Source organism: Capilliphycus salinus ALCB114379 (genome assembly GCF_047276495.1).
Lineage (GTDB): Bacteria > Cyanobacteriota > Cyanobacteriia > Cyanobacteriales > Microcoleaceae > Capilliphycus > Capilliphycus salinus.
Genome location: NZ_CP178543.1, coordinates 5,978,323 through 5,997,190, shown reverse-complemented (window position 1 = coordinate 5,997,190; position 18,868 = coordinate 5,978,323). Strand labels below are relative to the sequence as shown.

General features: G+C 45.3%; 19 protein-coding genes and 2 tRNA genes. 10 read left to right on the top strand and 11 right to left on the bottom strand.

All coding sequences use genetic code 11. The features are described 5' to 3' along the window. Positions 1–144 precede the first annotated feature (144 nt). Positions 145–2,313 (top strand): DUF3769 domain-containing protein, encoded by a 2,169-nt coding sequence (locus ACL6C3_RS24285; protein ID WP_413161883.1) that lies wholly within the window; start codon positions 145–147, stop codon positions 2,311–2,313. Between the two features lie 123 nt (positions 2,314–2,436). After that, entirely contained in the window at positions 2,437–2,961 is a 525-nt protein-coding gene (locus ACL6C3_RS24280) for a hypothetical protein (protein ID WP_413161881.1), read from the top strand. A 2-nt stretch (positions 2,962–2,963) separates the two neighbouring features. On the opposite strand, the gene ACL6C3_RS24275 is transcribed toward ACL6C3_RS24280, so the two are convergent. The 10 genes from ACL6C3_RS24275 to ACL6C3_RS24230 all read right to left on the bottom strand — a co-directional run bounded on the left by ACL6C3_RS24275 (position 2,964) and on the right by ACL6C3_RS24230 (position 13,326). After that, positions 2,964–3,920: an RluA family pseudouridine synthase gene (locus tag ACL6C3_RS24275; protein WP_413161879.1), complete on the bottom strand. Its 957-nt coding sequence runs from the start codon at positions 3,918–3,920 to the stop codon at positions 2,964–2,966. Continuing rightward, positions 3,913–5,973 carry a TolC family protein gene (locus tag ACL6C3_RS24270; protein ID WP_413161877.1) on the bottom strand — a complete coding sequence of 687 codons (2,061 nt, stop codon included), beginning with the start codon at positions 5,971–5,973 and terminating at the stop codon, positions 3,913–3,915. The genes ACL6C3_RS24275 and ACL6C3_RS24270 overlap by 8 nt, the downstream gene beginning before the upstream one ends. A gap of 44 nt (positions 5,974–6,017) precedes the next feature. Beyond that, positions 6,018–7,199 carry an ABC transporter permease gene (locus ACL6C3_RS24265; protein WP_413161874.1) on the bottom strand — a complete coding sequence of 394 codons (1,182 nt, stop codon included), beginning with the start codon at positions 7,197–7,199 and terminating at the stop codon, positions 6,018–6,020. Between the two features lie 188 nt (positions 7,200–7,387). Continuing rightward, positions 7,388–8,902, bottom strand: a complete 1,515-nt coding sequence (locus tag ACL6C3_RS24260) for an efflux RND transporter periplasmic adaptor subunit (RefSeq protein ID WP_413161872.1) — start codon at positions 8,900–8,902, stop codon at positions 7,388–7,390. A gap of 98 nt (positions 8,903–9,000) precedes the next feature. Beyond that, entirely contained in the window at positions 9,001–9,798 is a 798-nt protein-coding gene (gene cobA / locus ACL6C3_RS24255) for a uroporphyrinogen-III C-methyltransferase (protein ID WP_413161870.1), read from the bottom strand. A gap of 470 nt (positions 9,799–10,268) precedes the next feature. Further along, on the bottom strand, positions 10,269–11,468 hold the full coding sequence (locus ACL6C3_RS24250) for an aminotransferase class V-fold PLP-dependent enzyme (protein WP_413161868.1): 1,200 nt from the start codon (positions 11,466–11,468) through the stop codon (positions 10,269–10,271). A 26-nt stretch (positions 11,469–11,494) separates the two neighbouring features. Further along, a tRNA-Asn gene (locus ACL6C3_RS24245) sits at positions 11,495–11,566 on the bottom strand. 90 nt (positions 11,567–11,656) lie between these two features. Continuing rightward, the gene (locus tag ACL6C3_RS24240) at positions 11,657–12,208 is read right to left on the bottom strand and encodes an NYN domain-containing protein (RefSeq protein ID WP_413161866.1); all 552 of its coding nucleotides are present in this window, start codon (positions 12,206–12,208) and stop codon (positions 11,657–11,659) included. Positions 12,209–12,376: 168 nt separating this feature from the next. Further along, positions 12,377–13,063: an energy-coupling factor ABC transporter ATP-binding protein gene (locus ACL6C3_RS24235; RefSeq protein ID WP_413161865.1), complete on the bottom strand. Its 687-nt coding sequence runs from the start codon at positions 13,061–13,063 to the stop codon at positions 12,377–12,379. Beyond that, positions 13,060–13,326 carry a hypothetical protein gene (locus tag ACL6C3_RS24230; RefSeq protein ID WP_413161864.1) on the bottom strand — a complete coding sequence of 89 codons (267 nt, stop codon included), beginning with the start codon at positions 13,324–13,326 and terminating at the stop codon, positions 13,060–13,062. The genes ACL6C3_RS24235 and ACL6C3_RS24230 overlap by 4 nt, the downstream gene beginning before the upstream one ends. A gap of 486 nt (positions 13,327–13,812) precedes the next feature. Between ACL6C3_RS24230 and psbD the strand changes: the two genes are divergently transcribed. Continuing rightward, positions 13,813–14,871, top strand: a complete 1,059-nt coding sequence (gene psbD / locus ACL6C3_RS24225) for a photosystem II D2 protein (photosystem q(a) protein) (RefSeq protein WP_413161862.1) — start codon at positions 13,813–13,815, stop codon at positions 14,869–14,871. A gap of 115 nt (positions 14,872–14,986) precedes the next feature. Here the strand turns inward: psbD and ACL6C3_RS24220 are convergent, their stop codons facing one another. Beyond that, positions 14,987–15,523, bottom strand: a complete 537-nt coding sequence (locus tag ACL6C3_RS24220) for a DUF1499 domain-containing protein (protein WP_413161860.1) — start codon at positions 15,521–15,523, stop codon at positions 14,987–14,989. A gap of 128 nt (positions 15,524–15,651) precedes the next feature. On the opposite strand from ACL6C3_RS24220, the gene ACL6C3_RS24215 reads away from it, so the two are divergent. From ACL6C3_RS24215 to ACL6C3_RS24185, 7 genes are all read left to right on the top strand, one after another. Beyond that, positions 15,652–16,113 carry a CBS domain-containing protein gene (locus ACL6C3_RS24215; protein ID WP_413161858.1) on the top strand — a complete coding sequence of 154 codons (462 nt, stop codon included), beginning with the start codon at positions 15,652–15,654 and terminating at the stop codon, positions 16,111–16,113. Between the two features lie 148 nt (positions 16,114–16,261). After that, entirely contained in the window at positions 16,262–16,930 is a 669-nt protein-coding gene (gene nblB, locus ACL6C3_RS24210; protein ID WP_413161857.1) for a phycobilisome degradation protein NblB, read from the top strand. A 211-nt stretch (positions 16,931–17,141) separates the two neighbouring features. Further along, a complete protein-coding gene (psbZ, locus tag ACL6C3_RS24205; protein ID WP_413161855.1) occupies positions 17,142–17,333 on the top strand; it encodes a photosystem II reaction center protein PsbZ in 192 nt (63 codons plus the stop codon). A gap of 98 nt (positions 17,334–17,431) precedes the next feature. After that, positions 17,432–18,025, top strand: coding sequence for a 6,7-dimethyl-8-ribityllumazine synthase (gene ribH / locus ACL6C3_RS24200; protein ID WP_413161853.1), 594 nt, complete (start codon positions 17,432–17,434; stop codon positions 18,023–18,025). Positions 18,026–18,121: 96 nt separating this feature from the next. After that, a tRNA-Gly gene (locus ACL6C3_RS24195) sits at positions 18,122–18,193 on the top strand. A gap of 23 nt (positions 18,194–18,216) precedes the next feature. Beyond that, the gene (locus tag ACL6C3_RS24190; RefSeq protein WP_413161850.1) at positions 18,217–18,345 is read left to right on the top strand and encodes a hypothetical protein; all 129 of its coding nucleotides are present in this window, start codon (positions 18,217–18,219) and stop codon (positions 18,343–18,345) included. Between the two features lie 117 nt (positions 18,346–18,462). After that, positions 18,463–18,867, top strand: a complete 405-nt coding sequence (locus tag ACL6C3_RS24185) for a hypothetical protein (RefSeq protein WP_413161849.1) — start codon at positions 18,463–18,465, stop codon at positions 18,865–18,867. Position 18,868: the final 1 nt, after the last annotated feature.

Sequence of the window (18,868 nt, the reverse complement as noted above, 5' to 3'; positions counted from 1 at the left end):
ATCAACTGTGGTAAGATAACGAGCTTGAATGTCATTAGTCATCAGAGTCAGTCGGCTAAATGGCTAATGGCATTGTTATGTGCAGTCCTTGACGCACTAGAACAGATCAAATCGGGCTGCTCGCGTGATTATTTTTACCAAACTATGCCCTACCCGGTACCGCCACCAGAACCGCCTCCCCTTGTTCAAACCCTGCCCAACTCAAGCCTCCAGACCTCTCAACCCCAGACAATTCTCCCCGCAACGGAATTGTCATCCGGTATATTATCTAACCCCCAAATCCACCAAAACGAAACGATAGGCTATCAACTGCCGAAACTCAAAACCCTAGAACAAGAATTAGGATCATCATCCTCCAGCTTGGTAACAGCGGACTCCCTGGGGCCGGCGTTATCATTAAATATAGCCAATACACCAACCCCCGAAACCCCTTTACAAACCAGCCAAAGACAAACCCCTTCTCAACCCAACCCCGAAGAAGAAACTCCCATCCCGGTGATTTTGCCCACCGATCTGGTCGAAGTCACCGCAGACCGCCAAGAATTCGACCAACAACGGCAAGTCGTGACCGCCGAAGGTAACGTAATGATCCGGTTTCAAAACGCTTTAATAGACGCGGACAAAGCCCAAGTCAACCTCAATACCCGCCAAGTGGTCGCCACCGGTCAGGTCGCCCTCACCCGAGAAAACCAAGTCATCCGGGGCGATCGCATGGACTACAACCTCGTCAAAGAAACCGGGGCGATCGCCAACGCCAGCGGAGTCATTTCAACCAACCAACTGGGCGAAAACCAGGTAGCCGAACCCCTGCAAGAACAAGGCGTCGGGCCTGTCGTTCGCGCCCCCATTAGCGATCGCATTACCTCGTCCCAACCCGTCGAAAACGTCGTCCCCACCGAAGGCGCCGACGTAGAAGTAACCGGCTTCTCCTTTCCCGACTTACAAGGAGATGTCAACCGCCTCCGCTTTGAAGCCGATCGGATTGACATTTTACCCAACGGAGAATGGGAAGCCCAGGGCGTGCGAATTACCAACGATCCCTTTTCACCCCCGGAATTGGAACTCAGGGCCGATACCGCCCGACTGCGAAGAATCTCCCGGTTTCAAGATGAACTCCTCACCACCGGTTCCCGCCTGGTGTTCGATCAAAACTTTGCCTTACCGTTATTTCGCGATCGCACGGTGATCGACCGCCGCCAGCGGGAACCGACCCCCTTTTCCGTCGGCTACGACCTCGACGACCTCGGGGGTTACTACGTGGAGTGGAACGTCAACCCCGTCCGGTTCGGCCCCATCGGTTTGGATATTTCCCCCCAATTTTTAGTTCAAAGGGCGTTTGAGGACGATCTAGGCCCGACCGACGGCGGGTTTTACGGTTTGCAAGCCCAACTCTCGGGGCCGCTGTCTCCCCAAACTTTTGTGGATAGCCGCCTGTCCATTACCAATTTTGAAGATTTTCCCGATCTCGAAGAAGACGAATATCGCGCCAGTATTCGGGTCAGACAGTTAATTAACGGTTACACCCTCACCGGCGAGTACAGCTATCGCGATCGCATTTTTAACGGCACGCTGGGCTTCCGAACTATTCACCGCAGTGGGGGGGCGGTGTTAACTTCTCCGGAAATTTTGCTGGGAGACTCGGGGGCGGTGTTTCGGTTTCAAGGGGGGTTACAACAAATTGAAGCGAGAACCGATCGCTTGGATATTTTGAACGAACCGGGGCGGGATAACGATCGCATTACTCGCACCCGTTTTCAAGGACTGGCAACTTTAATTTATCCGCCGGTGATTTGGCAGGGTGAAGCTTTACCCGCCACGCCGACGGAGGGGTTAAAATACACCCCCAGACCGGTTGTTCCGTTTGTGCGATTGGTTTTGCAAGCCCAGGGGGTGACGAATATTTACACTGAAGATGATTCCCAATCTTATTTAAGTGGTACGGTCGGGTTACAGGGGCAATTTGGGAATTTTTCCCGGGACTTTTTTGATTATACGGGATTTAATTTGCTTTATACTCAAGTGGCTCTCGATGGAGAATCGCCGTTTTTGTTTGACCGACGGGTGGATGAAAGTATTTTGACTTTTGGACTGGTTCAGCAAATTTATGGGGGTTTGCGAGCGGGTTTTGAATATTCGATTAATTTAGAAAATGGTTTGGCGGTCGATAATGAGTTTACTTTAGAATACAGTCGTCGGACTTATGGGGTGATTTTGCGAATTAGTCCGGTGCGAAGGATTGGCAGTTTTAACCTGCGGATTAGTGATTTTAACTGGACGGGAGGCTCGGAACCGTTCTCGGGGATTAAAGAGTAAGGGAGTTTGAGCGCCGAACCTTCTATCTTCAGCCAGGATCATCTCTGTCTGGCTTGTGCTAATATTGCTTTGATTTGTGAAAAGTTTCGAGATGAACAGTTAATGTTTAACTGATTTTTTATTGTGTTTGACGTTTCACCGGATCATGGAGCAATTGCAGCAGGTTTACTGACTCACTATAGTTTTGACTTGGGAGATTATTCCAGCGAAGAAAAGGTTGAGGAATGGGGGGTTAATTATGAGTATTATTGGATTTATTTGGCGGTGATTGAGGCGCTTTATCAGGGGCGCTATAAATCGGTTTCTGTCGAACAAATTTTATCGATTTGGTTGCGTCGGGGCAAGCCGATTTATCATTTTAATTGGGAGTTTGAACAGCTAATTTGTAAGAATTTACCCAAGGTGTTAACGGGGGGAGAAGAGGCTCAAAACGCTTCTGTTACCGGAGAAAACCAACGCCCAGACTTTCTAGAATCTTCTTCCTCTGTGGCGAATTTGGTGCCGACTCGACATCCTTTTTCTTTAACAAAACCGCCCAAAACTTCTACTTCGATTCACACTGATTTTATGCTAAAATTAAAGATGATTTTAGAAAATAGTCAAAAGACGCTTCCCCCCGCCCGTTTCCCTCCCGAAGACTCAATTTGAATTTAAGTTCCTGACCCCAAACGACGCCGCAATACGTTTAATAGGGTGTTCATTTCTTCGGGTAAGGGGGCGATCGCTTCGATCCAGTCTCCGGTGACGGGATGTTGTAATTTTAGCTTCCACGCATGAAGGGCTTGACCGGATAAATTTACCCCCACCGATCGCCCGCTACTGTAGTTTAAATCGCCGACAATGGGATGCCCCATAACGTTACAATGAACCCGAATTTGATGGGTTCTTCCGGTTTCTAGGGTAAATAAAATTAGGGTATAATTTCCCAAACGTTCTTGAATTTGCCAGTGAGTGACGGCATTTCTTCCCCCTTTTTCGACGGGAACAATTGCCATTTTTTTGCGGTCAACCGGATGTCGTCCGATGGGTTGTTCAATGGTTCCAAATTCCGTTTTGGGAGAACCATAAACGACGCCCAAATATTGGCGTTTGGCGGTTTTGGCTTTAATTTGTTGTTGTAAATTTTGCAGGGCTAAATCGGTTTTTGCCACCACAATTGCTCCTGTGGTATCCTTATCCAAGCGGTGAACGATTCCCGGACGTTCAACCCCCCCAATTCCGGCGAGGGTATCGCAGTGGGCGAGTAAGGCGTTGACGAGGGTATCGTTGGCGTGTCCGGCGGAGGGATGAACCACCAAACCGGCGGGTTTGTTAATGATAATTAGGTGTTCGTCTTCGTATAAAATATCCAGGGGAATGTTAACGGCTTCGAGTTCTAAAGGTTGGTTGGGGGGGATTCTAACTTCGATGTAATCGCCGGGTTTTAAGGTTAATTTTTTTGAGGTACAAACCCGTTGGTTTACGGTAATCTGACCTTCAGAAATTAGGGTTTGAATGCGCGATCGCGAGAGATTTTCCAGGTTTTCAGATAGCCAGCGGTCCAGGCGTTGCTGTTGGTTTACGCTCGCTTCTGAGACAGTTAAGGGGATGATTTGTTCGCTATTCATCGGGGGAATTTGAAAGGGAATCGGGTTGTGTCTCTAAATTTTGTTCTACGGTAATATTCCAGTTTTCTAAGGTTGTTCCTACCACCTGATTTAATTCTGTAATTGAGTTGAGATAATCTATTTTAGCATTTAATTCATCATTTCTCGCCCGTCCCAATTCTTCTTGAAACCGAACTAAATCAACAACAGAACTATTTCCAACTCCGAGTTTAACCTTTTCTTCTTCGTTGCGAAACTGTTCTTCGGCGAGTTCAGTTGCTCGTTGAGCCAGTTGAACTTTTTTGAAGTTATCATTAACATCTCTAATCCGATTTTGCAGTTCGATTTCGATTTGCTGAAATTCCTCATCTAAATTATTTTTAGCCTGCAATAAATCAACCCGACTTCGCTGAAAATCCCGTTCGATACTGCGATCGCCCAAGGTTTTCCTCAGTTCAAGTCCGGCTCGAAATTCGGTTCGATCTTCCACAATATCCGGGGCTAAATCCCGATTAATATTGGTACTTAAATCAATATTCCAACGCCGTTCGTTTTCGGCGATTTGCAGTTGAAATTGCGAACGTTCTACATTCAATTTTGCTTTTAAATAATCCGGTCTATTTTCTAAAGCGAGTTGTTGAATGGTCTGAAAATTGAGAAATTCAGATTCAATGGCTGTTACTTCTTCAACCGCGCGAATATTTAAGTTCTGCTCTAAATCGAGAATTTCCAATAACTCTAACTGCTGTTGCTGAAGGTTATTCTCGGCATCTAACACGTTAATTTCTTGATTGGCAACTCGATTTTCTGCCGGAACTAAATCCACTCTAGCTCGACGACCCGCATCAATTAAAACTTGAGTATTTTCAACTTGTTCTTGAGCAATTTCTAAAGAATTTTGTTCAATTTTAAGTCTTTCTTGAGCTTGAATTAAACGGCGATAGGCTAAAATGGCTTCGGTAATTTGATCGATTAAAGTTAATTTTAAATCTAATAAATTTATGGTTTCCTCAATTCGAGCAATTTTAATCGAAGCTTGATTGAGATCGATTCCTCCTCCTCTCAACAACGGCTGTCTAAAAGATAGTTCTAGATTTTGTCTAAAAATATTTCGGTCTTGATCGGTTAAACCGTCTCCGCTGCGGTTTTCTCTTTGACCTTCCCAACCCAAATTTAATTCTCCTCCGGTGGGAATTTTCATTTCTAATTGCGCCGATAAAAGCGCCCCACCGGTTCGATTTACGGTTCCACCTTGCTCTAAATTTCGCCAATCTAAAGCGATTCTGGGGGTAAAATCGGGAACAAATTTATCCTCGGCTACGGCTAAATCTTGTTGTTGTACAATCCGTTCTAAATATTGATTTTTAATGGTACGATTGTTTTCTAAAGCCAAGAAAATGGTATCTCTTAATCCCAATTCTATCGCCGCCGGATCGGGGGGATAATTCTCGGGTTCGGGTTCAATTTTTGTTTCGGGTTGGGTTTGAGCAATGGTAAATTTTTCCGGCGTTATTTTTGCCCGCAAATCCTGGGGATAAACGATTTCGGTTTGGGGAATGTTCGGGGTAGGTTTGAGTTGAGAATTTGCTAAGGTTTCCGAAGATAGTGTTAAGGAGTTTTGAGGATTTTTAACGGGATGATTCTGTTTGTTTTTAGCGGGAGCGGGAGAAGCGGTTGGAGTAGGAAAAGAAAAAAGAATTCTGGGGTTTTGTATGGGGGAATTTGTTGTTGATGGCTCGGGGTTTGGTGTGGAATTTCTCGACTGAGGGCGAATATTTCCCATTACCCCCATTACCGCTTCGGTTTCAACGGGTTGGGGAATTTTTAAGGTTGGGGTTGGGGTTGGGGAGGGTTGAGGTTCAACAGGGGAGGTTTGTGTTAAGAATTGCGGTGGAGTTTCGTTTTCTAGTTTAGAGGGCGATCGCAGAGCATTAGCGTTAGAAAATCGCCATCCGAGGGCTAATGTAATGATTAAACTCGCCGTTCCACTAATGATTAAACCGAGTCTAATTTTCCCAGACTGCGAAGACTGAGAAGCAGAATTTTCCGAGGAATGATGAGGAGATGAAGACATAGAAAGTGACGGTTAATGTCATCAAAAAAAAGAATGGGTTTAAACTATTGTCCCTTTAAAGCTTTCACGGGATCGAGTTGACTCGCTCGCAACGCCGGAAAAAATCCGGCTCCGATACCGACTAACACCGCTGATGATAGGGCGATCGCCGCACTGCGACTTTCAAAGCGGTAGGGAAACTCAAAGCGTTGGGCGACTATTACCGTTAACCCGTGAACGCTGGCGATCGCGAGGCTTCCCCCAACCAAGCTTAGGATAGCGGCTTCTAGGATAAACTGCAACATGACATCGTGTTGAGTGGCGCCTATGGCTCGTCGTAAACCGATTTCTGGGGTGCGTTCGATCACTGATGCTATGGTAACATTTGCAATTCCCACCCCTCCGACTAAAAGCGAAATTGCTCCGACAACTAACAGTGCAGTTGAGACAGATTCTAGGGTTTTTTTCTGTTCTAAAATATCTTCTACGCTATTCCACGACCAAAATTGAGAACCCTTATAACGCTGTTCTAAAAGTTGTTTTCCCTGTTCTTCTAGAGATTGTAAATCTTCTAGCTTTTGAGGGCGGACTAAGATAGAGTTTATCGTATAATTTCCACTAATTGTGCTGTGAAATGCGGTGGTCATCCAAACTTCTCCTTCGGGTTCTTCGTTTTCTGCATCCGTAGGTAAGATTCCGATAACAATGTAAGGTTTTAAGTCAATATAAAGGTTTTGACCCAAAGGATTTTTATCTTTAAATAATTGTTCTGCCAGATATTTATCGATGATTACAACGGGTCGAAAGCTTTGGTAGTCCGCAGAATTAAAGGCTCGTCCCGCAATTAATTTTTGACCGGAGGTTTCGATATAGTTGGGCGCGACGGCGATTCTTCGGGGAGTTGCTTCTTGGTCTTGAAATACGACTGTAGAAGGACGCATCCAATTAATTCCGCTAATGGCTTTTGCTTGCTTTAATCGTCTTTTTAAGAATTCTATATCTTCTAAAGTGAAGGATATTCTTTGGCGGGTTATTGGGTTCCATTGGGGAACTAAGCCGACTTGAGGGGCGTTTCTTTCGGCGAGTTGTTGGCTGATAACGGCTTGACTAATATTGCGGACTTGTAGGGTTGCACTGACCGCAGCAACTCCCATAAATACGCCAATTATTGTTAAACTGGAACGCAGGGGGTTTCCGATCAGGGATTGGCAGCTTAGACCGAGTAAATTAAGGGGAGATAGGGGCATTTCTGGTAACGGATATGGTAACGGATGGGTTTGGGCGAAGTTGTCGGGGATTTTTGCTTTTTTAACGGATGGGTTGATGGTGGGTGGTTGGGGCTTTTTGCTTTTTTAACGGATGGGTTGATGGTGGGTGGGTTGAGATGATCTATCCGTTTTAATCTTAGCGTTGTTTTTGTTATCTTTACCCCAATTTAATCCGTTGCCAGTGGGGTTTCTGTGATGGGTATTCCGGGTTCTAATGGGGTTTCTGGTGGGGGTGAGATAACGGTGTCTCCTGCTTCTAAACCGGATGTGACTTCAACTTGAATTAACCCTTCTAATCCTAATGTAACGGGTTGTTTTTGTGCGGTGTTTTGGGAATCTAATATCCAAACAAAGTTAGATTTTCCTTCTCGTTGAATGAGTTCAGTATTCAAGATAACAACATTATTGCGTTCTTCTAAGATAATTTCAACGCTAACTGCACTTCCCGGTATTAATGTTCTTGTGGGTTGGTCGAGTTGAATGGTTGCGGGAACGGTGGCTTGACCGGATGAATCAGAATTGTTATTATTTCCCGCACTTCTTGCTTGTAAACCGATGCTTTGAACTCGTCCGGTAAAGGTTTCGGCGTTGGGACCAATGATGCTAATTCTTGCCTTTTGATTGGGTTGAACTTGAGCCGCATCGAGGGTAGAAAGTTGCATTTGAATGAGTTCTTGATTCGGATCTCCTAAGCTCATTAATTCATCGCTGCGGTTAACTCCATCTCCCGGTTTAACGTTAATATTAAGGATAACTCCATTAATGGGAGCGGTAACAATATTGTTTTCTAATCTTAGGGATTCTTCTTGATATTCGACTTTGAGACGTTCAAGTTCGCTCTGGCTTTGTTTCCATTCGGCTTGTGTTTGTTGGAGTTCAATTTCAGCATCAAAAACCTGAGTGCTATTCGCCTGAGTTTGAAAATCAACTTCTTCAACTTGCTTTGTTTCTAACTCTATTTTGGCGTTTTTTAACTCAAGTTCGCTATCCCTTAATGATGCTTTCCGTTCGCGAACAGTTTGTCTTTGACCGTCTATTTCCTGTTGAGCAACGAACCCCCGTTCTAAAAGTTTTTCCAAATTCTCAAGTTCTGCTTCTGCGGCTTCTAAATTGGCTTTTGCTTCTTCAACTTTTTGGCGATTGCGATTAACTTGTGCTAGAAGTTTATCAATTTCTAATTCTTTAACAGCAATTTTAGACTCAATATGTTGACGATCATCTTCTCGATCTTGTTCGTAGTCTAACTGAGCGATTCTTAGCTTTTTTTCGGCTTCTTCTATTTTTTCTCGATTGCGTTCAACTATTATTTCCTGTCGTTGAATTTCTAATTGTTTTTTGTTTAAAACGGTTTCCCGTTGGGGATTTCTCAAAATAATTAATTCTTGACCCGTAGAAATGCTATCTCCCGGTTGAACTAAAACACGTTCAACGGCACCTTCTTCGGGGGATTTAATCGTTCGCTGTCCGCCGAGTTCAACGGTTCCCCCCGCACTAATTTTATTGTCAATATTTCCTAATTCCACTTCAACTAACTCGGCATTTGTTGGAGTTAAGGGTCGATTTTTAATCCAATCATAACCCCAAACTCCTCCTAAACTTAGGCTGGCTAAAACAAACGCTCCCGTTAGCCAGCGCATTCCCACTTGATAGGCTTTTTTCGCTTGATAGTCTAGAGTAGACACAGTAAACTGAAAGCTAGAATTTTGACTGTAAAAATACCAAACATCCTGACTCGGTTACATCGTTTGGTTACTTCCAGTTTAACCTGTTTTGCCAGAATTTATCGACTTTCAACCGAGGGGAGAGTGTGCGGTAAAATTTCCCGTAGCTGAACCACATCTCCTATAATGGCGATCGCTGGCGCTTCAAAGCCTGTGGTTTCTACTTGTTGTACAATTGTATCTAATTGTCCGATTAATTCTTCTTGTTCGGGTCGAGTTCCCCACCGGATCAGGGCGATGGGAGTTTCAGGCGATCGACCTGCGGCAATTAATTCTGAGGTAATATGTGTTAAATTATGAACACCCATGTAAATTACAAGCGTTTCTGAACCAACGGCGATCGCTTTCCAGTTGACTTCCGGTCGATATTTTCCTGCCGCTTCGTGACCGGTTACAAACGTCACCGATGAGCTATAATTGCGGTGGGTCAGTGGAATTCCCGCGTAAGCCGGCGCCGCAATTCCCGAAGTTACACCCGGTACAACTTCGACAGGAATTCCGATTTTAACTAAGTCTTCCATTTCTTCCCCACCCCGACCAAACACAAACGGATCGCCGCCTTTTAGCCTTACGATAATCGCATTTGTTTTGGCTTTTTCGATTAAAATTTGCGTAATTTCATCTTGCTTTTTTGAGTGGCGCCCCCGTCGTTTTCCGGCGTGTATTTGTTCGGCTTCGGGGTTAATCATTTCTAGAATAGGCGGACTCACCAAAGCATCATACACCACCACATCCGCACATTGCAGCAATCCTTTTCCTTTTAAGGTGATTAAACCGGGGTCTCCTGGCCCCGCACCCACCAAATAAACTTTACCATAGTTTTGACTGGTTTTATTTTCTACAATACTCTCACTCATGCTGGTCTCGCTTTTACTCCCAACTGACTCAATTTTGTTGACTGTCGTTGATTTTAACTCTCGGTTAGCCTATTATACTCAATTGTTTTATCGACGGTGCATCAAACCGTAGGGTGCATCAAACCGTCATTTTTGTTAACCCAACCTAGATGTAAGTCATTTGATGCACCCCACTCTTTTATTAGGTTTCATCAAACCGTCATTTTTGTTAACCCAACCTAGATGTAAGTTATTTGATAACCCTACAAAAACCCGGTTTTTAATTATTCTACAATTGATTTTAATTTTGTGAATTTTTCAAGGATTTTTTTAATCTTTTATCACCGATGTCGGGTGCATCAAACAATCATTTTTGTTAACCCAACCCAGATGTAAGTTATTTGATAACCCTACTCTTTTTATCAAACCGTTATTTTTGTTAACCCGACAAAGGGGGAGTAATTTGAACTCCCCTACTATTTTTTTCGGTTTTATGGAGAACGAATTAACTCAATTAAAGCTTCAGCTAATTTCTGATAATCCGAAGGACTATTATAAATTTGAGCGGATATTCGCATTAACTTTTGCGGTTTATTTTCCCAAGGAATTATGGGAACTTCTATTTTAAATTTTTCCCAAAGTTGAGTTTGTAAACTTGGAATTAACTGGATTTTCTCCGGTAAAATAATCGTTGCCATCGAACCGATCATTTCCTCAGGACAAGGTAACGCAACGGCTAACTTTTCACTCAACATTTTTCGGGCGGCTATCACTGTATTATTATTATATTGAATTAATTCTAACCATCCGCCCGGTAACAATGACCCCATAAATTTTATCGCTTCGGGAATGCAAAAATAAGCCGTCGGGTCGTGAGTTCCCATCCAATCAAATTCTAGCTGAAACCGAGAGCGATCAGTACGAGGAGAATTAGCACCGTGACTAATTGTTACGGGATGAATTTCGCTTTGTTTGTCGGGGCGAACATACAAAAATGCGGCTCCTTTGGGTGCGGACAGCCATTTATGACAATTTCCGCTGTAATATGTGGCTCCAATTTCTGTTAAATTTAACGGTAACATTCCCGGAGCGTGTGCGCCATCAACCAAGCTATCAATTCCCCGATTATTTAGTTCTTGAATTAAAGATTTTAACGGAAAAATTAAACCCGTTTGACTGCTAATATGATCGATTAAAACTAATTTTGTTTTCGGTGTAATTTGTGATAAAATAGCGTTGAGAATATCATCGGGTGAGTTGAGGGGAAAGGGAATGTTAGCCACAACCACTTTCGCCCCCCAACGTTCGGCGACAAAGTTTAAAGCGTTGCGACAGGCGTTATACTCGTGGTTGGTGGTTAAAAGTTCATCTTGTGGCGAAAAACACAGCGATCGCAGTATACTATTAACACCGGTCGTAGCGTTGGGAACGAATACCAGTTCTTCTGGGGTAACGCCCAAAAATTCCGCCAACTGCTGACGCGCTTCGTCGAGTAAAGACTCCCATTCCCGGACAAAAAAATGAACGGGTTGACGTTCTAGCTGTTGTCGCTGTTGAGTTTGTAACTGTAAAATCGGAATCGGACAGGCGCCAAAAGACCCATGATTGAGAAAGGTCACATCGGAGTCGAGTAACCAATATTGGCGAAAGTCTGAAGTCTGAAGCTTTAAACTGAACGTTTCATCCTTCATTCCTCATCCTTTTTTCTTTGTTTAAACTCCCCGGGTAGGATTCGAACCTACGACCAATCGGTTAACAGCCGACCGCTCTACCACTGAGCTACCGAGGATCGCTCGAAAAATTTAATTTAGTCACAGTTACTTATAGTAACGCACCTCATCAAAAAAAGTCAACCCCCCAGAGAGATTTTTTTAAAAATTTACTGCTTGAAGCCCATCCGTAGCATTGACAAGCGTTTCTGAGACTCGGCATCGAGAGAATTCGCCAGAAAACGACCGGAGGAGTGTTTGCTGGGCTTGTGACGGCGTTGACGGCGACGGGCGGTTGATTCAACATCGTGAGCCAACTGCAAGGCTGACATCCATTCAGCGCCGTAACCGGTAACGGTGAGTTGATGCGCTCGGTCTGAGGTCGCGACAATTAACCTTCGCCGAGATAAGCGCAATTGATGAGCCAAAGACGCACAGATCTTTTCAATATAAGTATCTGCGGTCTGACCATAATCGGTGTAATGAACCGATAAATTGCGAGTTACCGTTTCCACCACGCTAGGGGTATTTTGATAATGAGCATCAAAAACAACCCGAGCATCAAGTCCTTCAAAAGCGCTGTAGTTGACCAATGTCTCTACAAGCGTGCGACGAGCTTCTTCCATTCCCTCCCCTTCTTGCTTGCTTCGCAATAGGGGCCAGACTCCGATCATGTTATAGCCATCGACTAGGAGGATGGCTTTCGATAAATGACGTTGCATGGCTTAGGACTCTGATACTCTTCCATAAATTGACAGGGCGTTCCACTATACCACCTAACGGTGACATTTTTTTCTTCACACATTATTACATGAGGCGGAAAGAATAACAAAGAAATAATTAGACAGTGACCAGTGACCAGTGACTGGTGACTGATAATTGCCTCTTGCCTAATGCTGCATCAAACGCTGCTTGAGGGGTTCGGGATCGCCCTGGGCGACGACCCGTCCGCCAGACAGCAGAAACGCGCCGTCGCTGTAGTCGAGTTCGTTGAGGCGATGCGTGACCCACAAAGCGGTAATTCCCCGACTTTTGACCAGGGAACGGACTTGACTGACGAGATCGAGTTGGCTGTCGGGGTCGAGTAAAGCAGTGGGTTCATCAAACAGTAAAACTTGGCATTGTCGGGCCAAAGCCCCGGCGATCGCAATTCGTTGTTTTTGACCGCCGCTGAGGGCATAAATGGGCCGTCGGTCCAATTCTTGTAACTTCACCGCCGAGAGTGCATCGGCGACTCGTTGACGAATTTCGGTTAAAGACAGTTGATCTTCAACCAAGCCAAAGGCCACATCCGCCCCCACACTGGGCATAACCAGTTGATGGTCGGGATTTTGAAAAACAAACCCCACCCGACCTTTAATTTCAATTTCCCCAGACTCGCGAGTTAATAACCCCGCCAACAGACGCAATAAGGTTGACTTTCCGCTGCCGTTTGTTCCCAATAGCATCCAAAATTCACCTTGGGGAACCGCCAGAGAACAAGACTTTAAGACCTGAGCGCCTGTTGGCCAACTATAGCAAAGGTTACGAACCGTAATAGCTGAGGTCGGAACATTTACTGGGTCTGAGGGGTTCATTGTCCGAGGACGGCAAAGCCCGGTGTTCTCCCTGTGGGTGATGCTCCCGATTTTTGGGAGATTTGCACGGCTGAAATTTCGCTACTGAGAATAGAAATTTTTTTGTCGGGAATTTTATCACAAGTCAGTTCGATCACATAGGGCTGACTGGCTTGCATCCCATCGATCACTTTTTGATAGGTCGCTTGAGCCTCTTCGAGTGTTTTTTGTTCAACCGACAACGGGATGGGCGTGTACTTGACAATAATATCAATCGAGAACATGGATTTTTAAGAAAACCTGAAAATTATCACTTCATCCTTCAGTATAGTATTTCAGGCAATAGGCGCTCATGCAATAGGCAAGAGGCAGTTATCAGTTATCAGTAGCATGATACTGGTCACTTAAAAACTGGTCACTTAAAAACTGCACGGTACTTGGTCACTGTTCACTGGTCACTGTTCACTGTCTCCCCATCTCCCCCGTAACCCCACCTCCCCCGTAACCCCAACACGTGAAACCTGAAACCTGAAACCTGAAACCTGAAACCTGAAACCTGCGAACTGTCTTCACTGGTAATGAGTGACTGATAACTGGTGACTGTAAAACCCCTTGTCAGTTGTACCGATAATCCTTATACTGATGAATGAGGTAAAGAAAAGTAACATCTTCTTGTAGTCTTTCTCATTTTTTGTTACAGCAGATGAGGAAGACGGTAAAATATAAAGTTACTTAGCCTCTTGTAATCATAAATCTGGAGAATGTCGTAAATGACTATTGCTATCGAACGTTCTCAAGCCCAAAGAGGATGGTTTGACGTCCTCGATGACTGGCTGAAACGCGATCGCTTTGTGTTTGTAGGTTGGTCGGGTATTCTACTGTTCCCCTGCGCCTACCTCGCATTAGGTGCATGGTTAACCGGAACCACCTTTGTGACCTCTTGGTACACTCACGGTTTAGCTAGCTCCTACTTAGAAGGCTGCAACTTCTTAACCGCAGCAGTTAGCACCCCCGGTAACAGCTTGGGACACTCCCTGCTGTTCCTGTGGGGACCCGAAGCCCAGTGGGACTTCGCTCGCTGGTGCCAACTCGGTGGTCTGTGGACCTTCACCGCCTTACACGGTGCATTTGCTCTAATTGGCTTCTGCTTACGTCAGTTAGAAATCGCCCGTTTGGTTGGTGTTCGTCCTTATAACGCCATCGCTTTCACCGCACCCATTGCTGTGTTCGTGAGCGTGTTCTTAATGTATCCTTTGGGACAGTCCGGTTGGTTCTTCGCTCCTAGCTTTGGAGTTGCTGGAATCTTCCGTTTTATCCTGTTCTTCCAAGGATTCCACAACTGGACCCTCAACCCCTTCCACATGATGGGTGTTGCGGGTGTACTCGGTGGAGCGCTGCTGTGCGCCATTCACGGAGCTACCGTAGAAAATACCCTGTTTGAAGACGGCGAACAAGCTAGCACTTTCCGCGCTTTTGAACCGACTCAAGCAGAAGAAACCTACTCAATGGTTACTGCTAACCGTTTCTGGTCTCAAATCTTCGGGATTGCTTTCTCCAACAAACGTTGGTTACACTTCTTCATGCTGTTCGTCCCCGTGACTGGACTGTGGATGTGTTCCATCGGTGTTGTCGGATTAGCATTAAACCTGCGCGCTTATGACTTCGTGTCACAAGAATTGCGGGCTGCTGAAGATCCCGAATTTGAAACATTCTATACCAAGAACATTTTGTTAAACGAAGGTATCCGCGCTTGGATGGCTCCTGTGGATCAACCTCACCAAAACTTTGTATTCCCTGAAGAAGTTCTACCTCGCGGTAACGCACTGTAAGAATTGGGAATATTCTCAAAGTTTGAAACGAGTTTAAAACTCGCGTTATAAATCAAACCCCCTGCAATTTGTAGGGGGTTTTAACATAATTAAATTGGGTTGATCAGCGAATGAATTAGGACTCAAAAATAGAGCGAATCGTTTCAACTCGCTTGCGATTCACCCCCAAATCTGACTCTCCCAAACGAGAAGCCGAACGCACGTGAATAATTGGGTCTGCTTCATCGAGATAAAATTCTACATCATCGACAAATCCCATAATTGCCGAAGTAAATTCGGCATAAAGATAATCTTCATCTTCACGAATAATTTTGGCATTATCCATCGAGTTAATGATAGTTTTCAGCTTCTCAAACGCTTCGGTCGCAGAGGTTTCATAGGTGAAAGGATCGATGGAATGAACAACATCTGTGCTTTGACTCGAAACACAGTTGGGAGAATCAGGACAATTGGCTAATAGACCTTCGTGAACCCCGATATTATTGGGTCGAGTTCCCGAAAACGAAAAAAGACTGGCGACCATTTCCCGAGGCGGAGTGCTTTGGGCAAAAGCGCTCGGAACCGGCCCGACAAAACTAGAGAGGATCAGCACTACAGCTACAATAGAGAAAACAATATTGATCCGGGAGAATTTGACAGAGAATATCTTCATGTGTTGGTTTGATGGGTGTTGAAGGTTTCAGCTTGCAAGGGAGATAGATGCAACCACAGATAGCTGTAGGGGTGTAAATTCCGATATGATAAAAACAAAACAGTTTAGTCAACGATGAGTCTGAGATTATGTCCAAAACTGTCGCCGACATCATGACACCTAACCCGATTGTGGCTAGGCCCGAGATGCCTCTCAAAGAAGCCATCAAGATTTTAGCAGAACACCAGATTAGCGGCTTACCCGTCGTTAATGATGGAGGCAAGTTAGTCGGTATGATATCTGTTACAGATATCATCTGGCAGGAAAGCGGGGTAACTCCTCCGGCTTATATTACCGTTCTCGATAGTGTGATTTTTCTCGAAAGTCCCGCCCGTTACGAAAAAGAACTTCACAAGGCTTTGGGCGAAACCGTCGAAGAAGTGATGACCAAAGAACCCATCGCCACAATTACCCCGAATAAATCCCTTTCGGATGCCGCACGTTTGCTCAATGAAAAGCGAGTCCATCAATTACCCGTATTAGACGAACAGGGGAAGGTGATTGGTATTCTGTCCTGTGGAGATATTATCCGCACGATGGCAGAAGGTTAATGGCTGGCGATCGCGATCTTGACAATCTAGGATGCGAAAATAAACTTAACAACCCTGGCTATTGGAACTTGTTGATGGTAGGATTTTAAATCTAAAATCAATCCTGGAATTGATCATAACAAACCTCCTATAAGAAAGCTTTAACAACATGAGCATTACTCCGGAATCCGTTCAACAATTGCTCAGTTCAGAAGATTTGGGCGATCGCTTACGGGGGGTGAATCAATTACGCCAGCTTGAACCCAAAACGGCTTTTGAATTGATTCAACCCGCAGTCGTCGATCGCGATACCCGAGTCCGGTATGCCGCAGTCAGCCAACTTTCAAGTTTGGGTGAACAAGATCGCTCCCGGGCTTTGCAACTGTTACGGGAATGCTTGCTGAAAGACCCAGAAGCTGATGTGAAAGCCGCCGCCGCCGATGCGATCGGAGCGCTAAAATTGCGGGAAGCCTATGATGAGTTGCACCAAGTTTATCACCAGACTTCGGAATGGTTGATTAAACTCAGTATTGTCGCGGCATTGGGAGAACTCGGCGATCCTCGGGGATTTGAATTGCTAGAAGATGCCCTCCAAGGCGATAATGATTTGATCCGAACGGTGGCAATTGGGGCGATGGGAGAACTCGGAGATCCCCGGGCTATCCCGTTATTGCTTCCGTTTGCTTCTAACCCGGACTGGCAAATTCGCCATCGGGTGGCTCAAGCCTTGGTTCATCTGGGGGCGACGGCTGAAGCACAAGCAACTCTACAACAATTGGCTGACGATGATGTAGAACCGGTCGCCCAAGCCGCTCAAAGAACTGAACTGGGGGATTAGTCCGTTTGAGGACGCTTCAAGTCGATCTTATAAGATGTTTTCAGCGAAGTGGAAAAAGCTTTGAGGAAGTCTCGATGGGTTGGGATGCGATCGCAATGGTTCCCGAGAAGGGGCAATTTCTGGTAGCTTAACTATATGAGAGTTAGTTTAAGCTTTGTATCAACTCTCGTGGCTGGTTGTTATTCGTGACTTGTTCGTTTGGGAGAACACAATGTTAACAATTCTGTTTCAATTCTTTTTAGCCGCCTTGGTCATTCTCTCGTTTGTGATGGTCGTAGGGGTTCCGGTTGCTTATGCTTCCCCTCAAAACTGGAGTCAATCTAAGCCTTTATTGTTTATTGGTTCGGGTCTTTGGATTGCTTTGGTTCTTTTGGTGGGCTTATTAAACTATTTGGTAGTTTAATCGATTCGGTCGGGTTGGGGGTTAAACTCGGTTAGACCAATGGTTACTGTAGGATTAACCTCTGACCCGAATTGAGATCAAATTCACAAATCATCAGCATGGCAGTTTTTGAAGGAAATTTTACCCAAACCGACTCTTTGAAGTTCGCGATCGCCATTGGTCGCTTTAATGATTTAATTACCACCAAGTTGTTAGAAGGGTGTCAAGATTGTCTCAAACGACACGGGGTCGATCCCGATCCTCAAGGAACACAAGTCGATTATGTTTGGGTTCCGGGGAGTTTTGAGATTCCGATGGTCGCCCATCAGTTGGCCCTGAGCGGTCGCTACGATGCGATTATTTGCTTGGGAGCGGTGATAAAAGGACAAACCCCCCACTTTGATTATGTGGCGGCTGAAGTCTCCAAAGGGATTGCAGCAACGGGATTTCAGACGGGGACTCCGGTGATCTTCGGGATTTTGACCACCGACACCATGCAGCAAGCTCTAGAACGGGCGGGAATCAAGAGTAACAAGGGATGGGAATATGCGATGAATGCCCTGGAAATGGCGAGTCTGATGCGACAGGTTAAAGCGATGTCGGTCGAGGGTTACGGAAATCATTCTTCCGGTTCATCTGGGGGAATGTTATCGGCCAGTCCGAATCGGGCGATCGCGCCGCAAACGGCCCAAAATAAACAAGAGCAACCCTAGATTTGTTCTCCAGTGAAAATTTTCTCCAAATTTTTCCAGAAAACCCCTTGACAAACTGAGATGAATATGGAATCCTAGAAAGAGTGAAGCTAAGTTGCGGGTGTAGCTCAGTGGTAGAGCGCAACCTTGCCAAGGTTGATGTCGCGCGTTCGAATCGCGTCACCCGCTTTTAAAAGTCAAGAAAAAATCCGGTGAGCAAACCGACCCATCAAGGGGGTAAAGGTGTAAACTGGAAAATAAACTTGGATAGAGTTGGTCGCACGAAAACCGGAGATCAAAAAAAACGGGTCAGTCACCGAACTTCCGGTCAGAGTCAATAGAAATCTAAAATTTTAGAGATGAAGAAATTGACAACTGAGAGTTAGTAAGTATGATCCATTAAGTAAGTATTGGAAAATCCGTCATACTCAAACGCTTTATTTATTTGATAACTGCTTGTGCCACCTCAGAAAGCCCAGAAAATCGACTTAAATGGTGACTATCCCTGCCCCTGTCGGCGCAAGGGTCATTTAGTCCCGATCACCCTGACAGAAGCCTTTGGCTGCGATCGCTGTCAGCAAATCTTTGTAGTGGATGAGAGCGGTTATTCCCTAGAACAACTCTCAACTCACTATCCCTATAAACAAGCATGGCGTTGGACAGGTCATCAATGGAACCGGTCAAGTCCGGGGTTAAGAGCGCACTATCTTCCCCTCGCGTTGGGAATGCTCTTGGTGCCGTTGGTGATCTGGCTACCTTTGGCATTGTATTCGCCAGGACCGAATATTATACTTTGGGCAATGGTCGCCATCATGTTGGCAATGTTGCCCGCACTGATGGTCTGGCTAGCTTACAGACGTTGAG

What these genes read in the sequence shown, in the direction of transcription:
- ACL6C3_RS24285 (WP_413161883.1), top strand. Translation starts at nt 145, where the DNA reads ATGCCCTACCCGGTACCGCCACCAGAACCGCCTCCCCTTGTTCAAACC.
- ACL6C3_RS24275 (WP_413161879.1), bottom strand. Translation starts at nt 3,920, where the DNA reads ATGAATAGCGAACAAATCATCCCCTTAACTGTCTCAGAAGCGAGCGTA.
- ACL6C3_RS24270 (WP_413161877.1), bottom strand. Translation starts at nt 5,973, where the DNA reads ATGTCTTCATCTCCTCATCATTCCTCGGAAAATTCTGCTTCTCAGTCT.
- ACL6C3_RS24265 (WP_413161874.1), bottom strand. Translation starts at nt 7,199, where the DNA reads ATGCCCCTATCTCCCCTTAATTTACTCGGTCTAAGCTGCCAATCCCTG.
- cobA (WP_413161870.1), bottom strand. Translation starts at nt 9,798, where the DNA reads ATGAGTGAGAGTATTGTAGAAAATAAAACCAGTCAAAACTATGGTAAA.
- ACL6C3_RS24250 (WP_413161868.1), bottom strand. Translation starts at nt 11,468, where the DNA reads ATGAAGGATGAAACGTTCAGTTTAAAGCTTCAGACTTCAGACTTTCGC.
- ACL6C3_RS24240 (WP_413161866.1), bottom strand. Translation starts at nt 12,208, where the DNA reads ATGCAACGTCATTTATCGAAAGCCATCCTCCTAGTCGATGGCTATAAC.
- ACL6C3_RS24235 (WP_413161865.1), bottom strand. Translation starts at nt 13,063, where the DNA reads ATGAACCCCTCAGACCCAGTAAATGTTCCGACCTCAGCTATTACGGTT.
- ACL6C3_RS24230 (WP_413161864.1), bottom strand. Translation starts at nt 13,326, where the DNA reads ATGTTCTCGATTGATATTATTGTCAAGTACACGCCCATCCCGTTGTCG.
- psbD (WP_413161862.1), top strand. Translation starts at nt 13,813, where the DNA reads ATGACTATTGCTATCGAACGTTCTCAAGCCCAAAGAGGATGGTTTGAC.
- ACL6C3_RS24220 (WP_413161860.1), bottom strand. Translation starts at nt 15,523, where the DNA reads ATGAAGATATTCTCTGTCAAATTCTCCCGGATCAATATTGTTTTCTCT.
- ACL6C3_RS24215 (WP_413161858.1), top strand. Translation starts at nt 15,652, where the DNA reads ATGTCCAAAACTGTCGCCGACATCATGACACCTAACCCGATTGTGGCT.
- nblB (WP_413161857.1), top strand. Translation starts at nt 16,262, where the DNA reads ATGAGCATTACTCCGGAATCCGTTCAACAATTGCTCAGTTCAGAAGAT.
- psbZ (WP_413161855.1), top strand. Translation starts at nt 17,142, where the DNA reads ATGTTAACAATTCTGTTTCAATTCTTTTTAGCCGCCTTGGTCATTCTC.
- ribH (WP_413161853.1), top strand. Translation starts at nt 17,432, where the DNA reads ATGGCAGTTTTTGAAGGAAATTTTACCCAAACCGACTCTTTGAAGTTC.